Raw genomic sequence first — 12250 nt, forward strand, 5'->3', positions numbered from 1 at the left:
GAAGAAAAATTGGGAAATGTCATTCATCAGTTGAATGGGGTGCGCATTGTATCGGGTTTAGTGACTGATTACTTATTAGCAAAGGAAAATGGCTTTGATGTAGGTAAATAAGAAATTGGTGGCGAATACAAAGATGATAAGCAGTCAAGATTAGATATTGTTGTGAAAACGCAGGATCAGCAAATGATTAATATTGAAATTCAATTGTCTAATCAACACGATATGTTTAAGCGTACATTATTTTACTGGGCTCAACTTTATACATCACAATGACAAAAGGGTATGGGGTATCATAAACTGCTACCGACGATTATTATTAATATATGTAACTTCACATTGTTTCCTCAAAGTGCATATTATCACAGTACCTTCCATTTATATGAGGATAAAACATTAAAGCGATTAGTTATACAGGATGATGCTTTGGAAGTGCACTTTATTGAAATGAATAAATTCCTTGAACAATGGCATAGAGGAGTTCTTAAGCTTCTGGATGATATTTTAGCACGTTGGTTATTGTTATTAGGAATGGTCGATGCACGAAAGAAAAAGGTCTATAAAAAAATATATCGTGAAATGGAGGAACTAGCGATGAAGGACGAACATTTATTACAGGCATTTAATGTTTGGGAAGAGCTAAGTTTATCACAGGAAGATGTTATAGCTTATCAATCTCGCTTAAAGTCTATCCTTGATGAAGAGGCAAAGTTGGAGGATGTAAAGCATATGGCAGAGCAACTGGGAATAGAGAAAGGAATCGAAAAAGAAAAAGAAGAAACCGCTAATAAACTTTTAGCGAATGGCATGGATATTGATTTTATTCATAAAATAACAGGCTTATCTACGGAGCGTATTGAAGAAATCAAAGAAAGGCTAATTCAAAGTCGTGAAGACAAATAACGAAAAGGTTAACAAAGCTCGTCATGACCCTAAAATCTCACGTGTTCAGAATTTCTTCCTTAGGAATATTTTAGAAGGGGAGTAAGGGATAACAAGTAGCAAGGAAAAGGGAGATAGGAGATATATGTCTTTAAAATGGAAATTGAAGAAAAAATAAAAGCTGCCATCATCTACAATAAATAAGATGGGCAGCTTTTATTTTTTCTTCAGCGGGTTGGTATTACATAACATAACTATCGTTCCTACTTCCTTCATAACTTAATACTTCAATTACGGCTTAAATAAAATTCGGAAAAATTGTTGCCAAAAAAATTCTCTAGTTTTGTTAGCACGACTCTGGATGATTAGACTTTTCGCAAAATGGCAAGAAATTGGTATGCTATTTGCCATTAATGGGAGGAGTTACGTTCATACATATTCAAGATAATGAATAGAAGAAGGTAACATCGATTAATGATAAAAATATCACACGCTTGCTACATATGCTCAAAGCTTTCTAGGTCGTGAAAAGCTTGTTTGTTCACTTATCTCGAAATGTACATTCACTATGCGGGTTAAAACAAAGAATTTCTAAGGGAAAGTGTTCACTTTTATTTGTTTAGATGATTGGTTTTCACTTTACGCACGTCATCTTGCAACACAGTATTCAATTTTAAAGCCCGCTGAAGTTGTTTAATCTGTTAAAACATAGTTCTTGTACATCACTGAAATAGTGAGCCTACAGAACAAAAATAGTTGTTCTGTACATTTATCTTACAATATTCTGAAAAATTAGTCAATTGAAATCAACTTCTCAAATTGATTTTTTTGTTAAATTTAGAGGTTACTTAATTACCAACAATTCTAAGCAATACCGTATAATAAAGGATGAAGGGACTGAACTAAGAATATGAACAATTTAATGGACAAAGTACGAGGGATTTACGAGCAATTTGATGCTAGTCATGATTTTCAACATATTGAACGTGTTTATCAAAATGCGTTAACGATATTACAAACTGAACCGGAAGCCGATGCAGAGGTCGTGGAAATTGCTGTGCTGTTGCATGATGTTAGTGATAAAAAGTATACCGATAGCAAGGAGCAAGAGAATAAGCTAATTGCCGAGCTGTCTTTAAGCGAGGAGAAGAAGCAACATATTCAAGATTGCATCGCACAAGTATCGTATAATGGTGGCAATGAGCTAGAAGCAACTTCTCTCGAAGCAAAAATAGTACGAGATGCAGATCGTTTAGATGCGATTGGAGCAATCGGTATTGCGCGCACATTTGCTTTTGGTGGAGCTAAGGGTCGAAAGCTTTACGACAAGGAAGAGAATGCACGTACGGATATGACAGAAGAGGAGTACCGCAATAAAAATACATCCTCAGTTACCCATTTTTATGAGAAGCTATTATTGCTGAAGGATTTAATGATTACTGACAAGGGCAAGCAAATGGCTGAAGAACGCCATCAATTTATGGTACAGTTTTTAGAGCAATTACAAAATGAAATAGGTGAGTAATACCTCACGCTGCTAAAAAAATCCGTTGTCTATTTCAATAGACAACGGATTTTTAGGGTTAAATAATGTTGATTCATTCATTCATTTACTTCGGAAGGAGTATTTTTTTGATTCAATTTTTTTTACGTAAAATCTACTCAAATATTATTGTGTGAAAATAAGGTTACCTATATTACATAAAAAACCGTTGCATCATCCTATAGCTCTGAAAATAGTAAGTGAGATAGCGTTGTGCAAATAAGCTTGGGATTTTTTTTATATAAGACATTTTTTATTTTTGAATACTCTTTCGTTTGTTTGGATAACATATTTTTATCATAATATTATAATTAGTTTAATTTAAAATAGTAAAAGTAGTGAACATAGTCGAAAGGATTAAGGAAATTGCTCATTATGGACAGGTGTTCCTGTTGTAATTAGGCGAGGTCTTAGGAAATAAAACTAAAAATCTCTAGGCGACAGATGCAATGTGGGTAAAAACAATTTCAATAAATTTGGAGGAAGAAAATGATGACAAAAGATTTTTACACTACACTTAAAGAAAGACGTACTTACTACGGAATTAATAAAGAGGTAAAAATATCTGATGAAAGAATTAAAGAAATTGTAGAATTTGCTGTGAAATATACCCCGTCAGCATTCAATTCTCAAACTGCACGTATTGTTGTATTATCAGGTGAGGCACATAATAAATTGTGGGATATCACAACTGAAGTATTAAGAAAAGTAGTTGGAGATAGAGACTTTTCAGGAACTCAACAAAAAATGGATTCCTTTAAAGCAGGTTATGGTACAGTATTATTCTTAGAAGATGAAGCGGTAGTTAAATCACTTCAAGAGCAATTTGCCGCCTATGCTGAGAACTTTCCGATTTGGTCAAATCAAGCATCAGGTATGCACCAATTAGTTGTGTGGGCAGCGTTGGAAGCAGAGGGATTAGGAGCTTCTTTACAACATTATAATCCACTAATTGATGATGAAGTGAAAAAAGAATGGAATATCCCTAATAATTGGAAGCTTATTGCGCAAATGCCCTTTGGCAATCCAACGGTAACACCAGGCGAAAAAGAATTCCAACCACTTGAAGATCGAATAAAATTTCACAAATAATTATCTGCTATGTATATGATATACCAAGCAGTACGGCACTGAGTGTCATTTTTGAGACAGTAACCTTTTTACAGCCAGTTGAAGGTATTGAACCAACGACTGGTTGTTGTTTAATTTCGGCTTTTAATCCGGATTTCTGAGCGTTGTAAATACGCATTTTTTTGACGGTACCTCTATATGCATCATTTTGCAATTACGTTAAAATACAATCTACAAAATGTAAGAAGAGTCCATTTTGAACAAATGTTCAAATGGATTCTTCTTTATTTTAGCTGTTTTCGTAAAGATTGTTGCTCTTCAACTAACGGTGCAGGATAGTTCAACAAGGAGCGATTGAAATACAATAAATATGGAGTTTTGGGAATAATGATACTAAACAAATTTAAGGAGAATCAGAAATGAAAAAATTGCTTTTTAGCCTTATCTTCGTTTTAGTAATTCTTCCTTCACAAACACACTCTGAGAATAAAATTGAAGAGTTGCCACCTTGTTCAGCAATACTTGAACCAACAAAAAACGTACCTAAAAATGCCAGAGGAGTAGCACTGATTTATAATATTGAAAGAAAGTTTAATGATGAACGAACAAGTCTCAGTGTTCACGCACTTCATTTACCAAAGCCATCTAGTTTTGGGGATTATGATGGTTATGAAGTATTAGCATATATTCCGAAAGAAATAAGTTGGATTTTCTCATTGTCTCCTTTAACTAAATATGGAGAAACTACTTGGGCTGGGAATTTGGATGAAGTTTCTCCTATAATGCGACCTACTCGTATCAAAGTTCGGACAGTCAATACAAAGACAAAGAAAACGGGTCCTATTGTACTTGAAAAAATACTAAAACCTTGTTGAATAAACGGGGGCTTTAGTTAAATATTCGATTTACGAAATATCAAACATAAATACAAAGTTGATTCTACACATTTTGTAGATTAACTCTTTTTGTATGCTTTAACAGCAACAATCTTTTAGAAAACAGCCTTATTTTAAAGTAACCTTTTATATATCAATGGTATAAAAGTTTTTGCTTCGTTTCATATTACTATTATGTTTTAAGCAGGTGGAAACCCGTATGGGCCGAGTTTTTTATCATAGGTGAGAAAAAGCAAAACGACAGCTTACAGCAATTTACTGTTGGAATTATGTTAGGGATGGCGAAAGTATAACGAGGAGGACCTTAAATGTATCCAGATTTAGAAGGGAAAGTTATTGTTATTACAGGTGCTTCAACAGGATTAGGAAAAGCAATGGCATTACGTTTTGGCGAGGAAAAAGCAAAAGTTATCGTGAATTTTCGCTCAAATGAAAAAGAGGCAAATGCTGTTGTTGAAGGAGTGAAAAAAGCAGGTGGGGAAGCGATAGCTGTAAAAGGAGATGTGTCAGTTGAAGGGGATGTCATCAACCTCGTCCAGACTGCTGTGAATAAGTTTGGAACCCTCGATGTAATGATTAATAACGCTGGAATAGAAAATCCAGTACCTTCACATGAAATGCCGCTTGAAGATTGGAATAAAGTAATCAATACGAATTTAACAGGTGCATTTTTAGGAAGTAGAGAAGCGATTAAGTACTTCGTCGAACATGATATTAAAGGGACAGTGATCAATATGTCCAGTGTTCACGAAATTATTCCATGGCCTTTGTTTGTTCACTATGCGGCTAGTAAAGGAGGCATTAAACTGATGTCACAAACATTAGCATTAGAATATGCCCCAAAAGGAATTCGTATCAATAATATCGGGCCTGGTGCGATTAATACACCTATTAATGCTGAGAAATTTGCCGATCCCGAAAAACGTGCAGATGTGGAAAGTATGGTTCCAATGGGGTATATCGGAAAACCAGAGGAGATTGCAGCAACAGCAGCATGGCTTGCTTCATCCCAAGCTAGTTACGTAACAGGAATCACTCTATTTGCTGATGGTGGAATGACCTTATACCCTTCTTTTCAAGCAGGTCGTGGGTAAGTAACGGAAAATGGAAATGGGGTTATCTGCCCTATTCAAAGTGGTTAAATTCTTATAATACTTCATTGTTGCGTTTGTTGATTTAATAAAAAATAGCATAAATAAAAACTGGCATTGGAACCTAACAGACATTTAACCTTCTTCCAATGCCTTTCTTTATTTTACATATACTGAATAAAAAATTAAGACAGCGTTATCGAATTTCCTATATTGGATAAATTAAAGTAACTTAAATTATCACATTTTGTTAACGCATCTTTTTTAAGTTTGAATTAATAATCGATATTTGGTTAATCTGCTGGTCTTGGACCTCTTTCGCCCTGTGTATTTTCCAAGGTAAAATAGGCCGAACTGTAATGTCTTCTATTACTCGAATTTGACAAGATAGCCGCAAACAGTCTTCATATAAATTCTCATCAATATTTTTAATAGAGAAGGCGTGTTTTTCTATTTTTGAAATATCCTTATATTCACCAGCTAATACCTCCACTCTACAAGTTGTGCATTTTGCTATTCCGCCACACTGATGAAAAATGTTTATATTATTATCTTCAAGAGCTAGTACTAATTTTTTTCCTTCCTCTACTTCAAAGGTTTTTCCTCCAAATACGGTGACAAGTGGCATCTATGAATTCTCCTTTCAATTAATGGGGTTTTAACGCAGTAACTGTTACTATCAGTTTGGATTGATCCAGCTATTCTCATACAGTTTAAAAAGTTTTACCTAGCCCAGGAAGTTTGTATGGAGGGAAGCGGTTTGAAGGATAATCATATGGTGGGTAGCCATAGGAAGGGTTCCCAAGCATGAACTTGAAGGAGCGACTTGGTAAAACCTAAAGACTTCGTGTATCTTATCAATGGATATTGCACATGCTAATCTTAAAGTAACTTTTTTCCAATAATATTAACAAAAAGGGAAATATTTCTGAACCGAGATCATTTTTTTCTTAGTAATGAGTTAAAAATCTTTTCATTCATTATATAAAACATATATAATTACTTATGTTTTTTCGACAATGGGGATCTTGAATTAGGTCTATTTTTCTTTCGAATATTAGATCGTGGGAGAAATCTCCTTTTAAATACATTGGGGTAATCGTCAAAGGAGTTTTAACATCATGAAAGAAGCAAAAAGCGCAGTCAAATGGATTCCTTTCCTCATTTCCCTTGCTGTTGGCGTGGCTATCTGGTTTTGTCCAGCGCCTTCAGGAGTAGATGAAAAAGCGTGGCATCTGTTCGCTATTTTTGTTGCGACCATTATAGGATTTATAACGAAACCGTTGCCAATGGGAGCAATATCATTTATTGCTATGGCTTTGATTGCCATAACAAATACATTAACTATTGAAGAGACATTAAGTGGTTTTGGTAATTCAACGATTTGGCTAATCGTTATTGCCTTCTTTATTTCTCGAGGATTTATTAAAACGGGACTAGGGGAACGAATTGCCTATGTATTTGTTCGTCTTTTTGGGAAAAAAACTTTGAGTCTGTCCTACTCATTACTAGCAAGTGACTTAATATTAGCACCTGCTATTCCTAGTAATACAGCTCGTGCTGGTGGTGTTATATTCCCAATCATCCAGTCATTATCTCATACCTTCGGATCTAAACCAGAAGATGGGACAGAGCGTAAGATGGGTGCCTTTCTTTTGAAGGTAGGTTTTCAAGGGAATTTAATAACATCTGCTATGTTTATGACAGCCATGGCAGCGAATCCTTTAATTGTTAAGCTAGCAAGTGATTCAGCTGGAGTAACTATTACTTGGTTTGGTTGGGCAGTAGCCATGATTGTCCCGGGGCTAACCGCTTTAATCGTTGTTCCTTATGTTATTTATAAAATTTATCCGCCTGAAATCAAGGAAACACCAGAGGCAGCAGCTATCGCTAAAAAGAAGCTGGAAGAATTCGGTCCTCTGAAAAGTTCCGAAAAACGAATGATCGTAGTATTTGTTGCTGTGTTATCGTTATGGATTGGCGGAGACTACTTAGGCATTAGTGCTACTACAGCAGCTCTTATAGGACTTTCATTGCTGTTATTGTTAGATGTATTAACATGGGCAGATATTAAAAAGGAAGAAGGAGCATGGGACACACTAATTTGGTTTGCAACGCTATTTATGATGGCATCTTTTATGAACAAACTAGGGTTGATTCCGTGGTTTAGTAATGAAGTTGGTGGACTTGTATCTGGATATAGCTGGATATGGGCGGTTGTCATATTAGCTTTAGTCTATTTCTATTCTCATTATTTCTTTGCGAGTTCCACTGCGCATATTAGTGCGATGTATGCAGCATTTTTATCTGTTATGTTGCAAGCGGGAGCACCTGCTATGTTGGCAGCTATATTATTAGCGGCATTTAGTAATTTATTTGGCGCCACTACTCATTATGGTTCTGGTCCAGCACCGGTCTTCTTTGGTGCAGGCTATATTGACCAAAAGAAATGGTGGACAGTTGGATTTGTAGTTTCCGTAGTTACTATCCTGATTTTTGTTATAGTAGGAGGACTATGGTGGAAGCTTCTTGGTTATTGGTGAGTTAGCTTCTGTATCCGGATAGAAAATATTCTATCCGGATATTTTTTTGAGATTTTTAACGCTTCTTCATTTGGATTTAATGGAGAGGCGTTTTTTAGATAGGTAAGAAGAGTTTGTTGTCCTTTGTTTACCTGTCATTTGGTGTTATGATAAAAATGGATAACAATAATAAACTACATATAAAAGTAGTATGGACACTAAACAACACCTAAATGAAAGAGATGGACAAGTGTAATGAGTCATTTAATTGTACAAAATTTAACGAAAACAGTGGGCGATAAAACGCTCTTTCAAAATATTGAATTTACAATTTATGAAGGGGAGCGAGCTGGGCTAATTGGTATTAATGGTACTGGTAAATCCACATTGCTTTCTATTTTAGCAAATGAAATCGAAGCGGATTCAATGGAAGTTGACCGCCCAAATAAATATCGTGTTGCATATTTACCACAGGAGCCTACTTTTAATGGTGGTGAAACTGTGTTACAGGCAGTGTTTGCAGGGGATTCACCTATTTTAAAACTGAATCGTGAATATGAGGAAACGGTTGCTGCACTTGCATTAAATCCGACTTCAGAAAGTTTACAAAAAACGTTATTTAGCTTGCAACATCGTATGGATGAAGAGCAGGCATGGGATGTCAATGCACTTGCTAAGACAGCCCTTACGAAGCTTGGAATTGAAATGTTTGATAAAGAAGTATTAACACTGTCAGGCGGTCAACAAAAGCGCGTTGCTTTAGCTAAAGTTTTAATTGAGCCGGCAGATCTTTATTTATTAGACGAGCCTACCAACCATTTAGATGTGCAGTCAACAGAGTGGCTGCAGGAAATGGTGTTACGATTAAAGGGAGCAGTGATATTTATTACCCATGATCGTTATTTTTTAGATGAGCTGTCTACTCATATTTACGAGCTAGCTGATCAAACATTATACCGACATACTGGGAATTATGGGGATTATTTAGAAGCACGTGCTATTCGTGAAGAAATGAAAGCAGCCTCCGCACAAAAAGACCGCAACCGCTATCGCTCAGAATTAAAATGGATTCGTCGTGGAGCAAAAGCGCGTTCTACGAAGCAAAAGGCACGTATCCAGCGCTTTGAGCAGTTAGAGGATAACTTAGAGCGTAAATCTGAGGATATTTCTCTTGAAATTGGCTTAGCAACAACTCGTCTTGGCCGGAAGGTTTTAGAGGCTGAAAATATTTCAAAGGCTTTTGGCGATCAAAAAATCCTCGAAAACTTTTCATTTTTACTGCAGCAGGGCGATCGTATTGGAATTATCGGAGCCAATGGTGTAGGAAAATCAACATTATTGAACATGTTATCAGGAGAGCTTACACCTGATGTTGGTGAAATTCTTGTTGGTTCGACAGTGAAGTTAGCGCATTTTAAACAAACTTTACCAAAAATGAATGAAAATGAGCGCATGATTGAATATATCCGCGAAGCTTCCAATGATATTACAGATGCAGAGGGTGTACGCTATTCGGCTGCTCAAATGTTGGAGCGTTTCTTATTCCCACTTCATGCACACGGTACACCTATCGGTAAATTATCGGGTGGCGAGCGTAAACGTCTGCATTTATTACGATTATTAATGGAGCAACCAAACGTACTGTTACTAGATGAGCCTACAAATGATTTGGATATTGAAACATTAGGTGTACTAGAGGATTTCATTGAGCATTTCCCTGGAGTCGTTATTACTATATCCCACGATCGCTTTTTCTTAGATCGAATTGCGAAAAAGCTGTGGATTTTAGATGGTCTTGGGCATGTTAATGAGACGCTTGATATTTACAGTGAATATTTACAAAAGTGTGAACAGGAAGCCGCTGTAAAGGTAGAGTCGCCAAAAGTCGAAAAAACTAAGACTGAAAAACCTAAATCGGACAAGAAAAAATTATCCTTTAAAGAGCAAAAAGAATGGGAAACGATTGCTGATGAAATTGAAAAGACGGAAACAGCGATTATGGTGACAGAAGAAGGTATCGCCAACGCTGGTGCTGATTTTACAAAGCTACAGGAATTAACGGCGAAGCTAGATGAGTTAAATGCACAATATGAACACCTTATTGAAAGATGGTCATATTTAGATGAAATCGTAAATGGATAAGGAGCAATAGACATGAAGATTATTACAATTGAACCGACACCAAGTCCTAATTCTATGAAGATTGTCGTTGATACAGAGTTACCTTTTGGCAAAAGCTATAATTTTACAAAGGATAATAAAAATGAAGCAACTGGTGAAGCAGCAGCGATTTTAGCAATCGAAGGTGTTAAAGGAGTTTATCATGTAGCAGACTTCTTCGCTGTTGAGCGTAACGCAAAGTATGCATGGGAAGGTATTTTAGCAAGCATTCGCCAAGTGTTAGGTGAAGACGTACAGGAAGTAAACAAAGAACAAGTAGCCAATGAATTTTATGGTGAAGTGTACGTTCATGTGCAATTTTATAAGCAAGTACCACTTCAAGTAAAGGTATTTGATAATCAACGTGAGCACCGCGTAAGCTGTGGTGAGCGCTTTGTGGAAGCTTTTAATAAAATTCTTGAGACAGCAGTTGATGAAAATTATATTTTCCAACGTAAATGGATCGACTATGGCGTACGTTATGGAGAGCTCGAGGAAATTGCGGAAGCAGTAAAACAAGAAATCGATGTGACATATTCTGAGGAACGTTTAACTGAGATTGTAGCAACAATTAATGATTCTGAGAAAACTATTAAGAAGCCAGCTAAACTAAAAATTACTGTTGAACAGTTTAAGCAACCAGAATGGGAAAAACGTTTCCAATTGCTTGACCAAATGGCAGATCCAGAGCTAGATGATTTACCGCTTTTAGATTTGGCGTTACAAGATGAGCAAATGTCTATCCGTCGACTAGCAACCGTTTATTTAGGAATGATTGAAGATGTAGCAGTCGTGCCATATTTGGAAAAGGCATTACAGGATAAAAGTGCAGCGGTCCGTCGAACTGCAGGAGATTGTATGAGTGACCTCGGCTTCGTAGAATTTGAAGACGCGATGCAACAAGCATTACAGGATAAAAACAAACTTGTTCGTTGGCGTGCAGCTATGTACTTATATGAGGTAGGCACTGAGAACTCATTAGCAGCATTAAAGGCTGCTGCAGAAGATAAAGAGTTTGAAGTAAAGCTACAAGTAAAAATGGCGATTGCCCGCATCGAACAGGGTGAGGAAGCAAAAGGTTCTGTTTGGAAACAAATGACAGAGTCTCGCCAGCAATAATGAGAAACTTTAATCAGTGACCCGATAATGTGGATAAAAGAAATAAACCAGCTCTCTGCTATGAATGTAGTTCAACAGAGACGCTGGTTTTCTTTTATTGTTGCTTTTTCTGAAAAGTAAAATCCCCCCTAAAATTCACTTTTCCAGCCGGCAAAATGTCGATAAGTCGCTTGCAAGACTACAATTCTTTAGGAAGTTCTAATTTGTCCTAAATCTTCAAATGCCGTAGCACAATGTTTTTAAAACTAGGCGGTTTTCTCAAAGTTTGTTACATCTGGTTTGGCTATCTTCTTCCTCAACTATAGCACCTCGATAGTTAAAGAAGGAAGTATTTAAAAATCAAAGTTTCGAACCACACCAAGGACAAAAATCAATGCTAATAATCGACATCCCACCATCATGTACCCATCATGTATTATCAAACCGTAGTCATTATTTTGTTCATAAAAAATGATTATTTTATCAGGACATTCAAACGGATTCTCATGTATTTCACACTTGAAATTTGCATGAAAAGTCATATCCTCACAACAATGTTTTTTCATAATTTCATTTCCCCGTATTTAAGTAAAGCTACTCGTTAGTTGAAGCAGTTTATAATTTCTGTCTTATTTTTAAAAATGACTAACTTGTTATTATAAGGAGTTAACATTTCAAAAATTTCTGACTTACTTTTTTATTCAAAAATAGAATTATAGTTGAGTTAATTTCATAATTCTAATCCCTTTAGCATCGGGGGTTCTGAAACAATAAAAAACGGGCACCTCCCCAAATTCGGTATAATGGTAGCGACGAAACTAACATACTGAATGAGGTGAATGCCCTATGACTATTGTAAAACAAATGAGCCTATTTGACATCCAAGAATTATTGGAAATGGAAAGTTCCCGTCGTTTCGATGCGATTTTTGCCACTTTCGACGTACAACCGATTTTTCAGTTGTTTTTAAAAAGGACATTGCGTGGTGCC

8 protein-coding genes and 3 pseudogenes are annotated in these 12250 nt (G+C 36.1%); 8 read left to right on the forward strand and 3 right to left on the reverse strand.

The window, feature by feature from the left end:
- The first annotated feature begins 114 nt into the window (after positions 1 to 114).
- The 5 genes and pseudogenes from ACQKOG_RS08840 (at position 115) to gdh (ending at position 5483) form a co-directional block, all read left to right on the forward strand.
- Positions 115 to 900, forward strand: a pseudogene (locus tag ACQKOG_RS08840) (Rpn family recombination-promoting nuclease/putative transposase).
- Between the two features lie 889 nt (positions 901 to 1789).
- Positions 1790 to 2404 (forward strand): HD domain-containing protein, encoded by a 615-nt coding sequence (locus ACQKOG_RS08845; protein WP_370077420.1) that lies wholly within the window; start codon positions 1790 to 1792, stop codon positions 2402 to 2404.
- Positions 2405 to 2914: 510 nt separating this feature from the next.
- Positions 2915 to 3514 (forward strand): nitroreductase family protein, encoded by a 600-nt coding sequence (locus ACQKOG_RS08850; RefSeq protein ID WP_415730247.1) that lies wholly within the window; start codon positions 2915 to 2917, stop codon positions 3512 to 3514.
- A 398-nt stretch (positions 3515 to 3912) separates the two neighbouring features.
- A complete protein-coding gene (locus ACQKOG_RS08855) occupies positions 3913 to 4368 on the forward strand; it encodes a hypothetical protein (protein WP_402869009.1) in 456 nt (151 codons plus the stop codon).
- 329 nt (positions 4369 to 4697) lie between these two features.
- Entirely contained in the window at positions 4698 to 5483 is a 786-nt protein-coding gene (gene gdh / locus ACQKOG_RS08860) for a glucose 1-dehydrogenase (protein ID WP_427446028.1), read from the forward strand.
- A 290-nt stretch (positions 5484 to 5773) separates the two neighbouring features.
- Here the strand turns inward: gdh and ACQKOG_RS08865 are convergent.
- A pseudogene (locus tag ACQKOG_RS08865) lies at positions 5774 to 6108 on the reverse strand (2Fe-2S iron-sulfur cluster-binding protein).
- 493 nt (positions 6109 to 6601) lie between these two features.
- Here ACQKOG_RS08865 and ACQKOG_RS08870 point away from each other — a divergent pair.
- The 3 genes from ACQKOG_RS08870 to ACQKOG_RS08880 all read left to right on the forward strand — a co-directional run bounded on the left by ACQKOG_RS08870 (position 6602) and on the right by ACQKOG_RS08880 (position 11281).
- Positions 6602 to 8023 carry an anion permease gene (locus tag ACQKOG_RS08870; RefSeq protein ID WP_427446030.1) on the forward strand — a complete coding sequence of 474 codons (1422 nt, stop codon included), beginning with the start codon at positions 6602 to 6604 and terminating at the stop codon, positions 8021 to 8023.
- 234 nt (positions 8024 to 8257) lie between these two features.
- Positions 8258 to 10144, forward strand: a complete 1887-nt coding sequence (locus ACQKOG_RS08875) for an ABC-F family ATP-binding cassette domain-containing protein (RefSeq protein ID WP_370077426.1) — start codon at positions 8258 to 8260, stop codon at positions 10142 to 10144.
- 12 nt (positions 10145 to 10156) lie between these two features.
- Complete coding sequence (locus ACQKOG_RS08880) at positions 10157 to 11281, forward strand: conserved virulence factor C family protein (RefSeq protein WP_370077427.1); 1125 nt, start codon at positions 10157 to 10159, stop codon at positions 11279 to 11281.
- A 339-nt stretch (positions 11282 to 11620) separates the two neighbouring features.
- Here the strand turns inward: ACQKOG_RS08880 and ACQKOG_RS08885 are convergent, their stop codons facing one another.
- Together ACQKOG_RS08885 and ACQKOG_RS08890 are read right to left on the reverse strand one after the other, a co-directional pair.
- Positions 11621 to 11671 (reverse strand): hypothetical protein, encoded by a 51-nt coding sequence (locus tag ACQKOG_RS08885; RefSeq protein WP_427446042.1) that lies wholly within the window; start codon positions 11669 to 11671, stop codon positions 11621 to 11623.
- Between the two features lie 23 nt (positions 11672 to 11694).
- Positions 11695 to 11826: pseudogene (locus ACQKOG_RS08890) on the reverse strand (DUF6980 family protein); the annotation flags it as partial.
- Between the last annotated feature and the right edge of the window lie 424 nt (positions 11827 to 12250).

The organism is Lysinibacillus sp. NPDC093216, assembly GCF_050280325.1.
Lineage (GTDB): Bacteria > Bacillota > Bacilli > Bacillales_A > Planococcaceae > Lysinibacillus.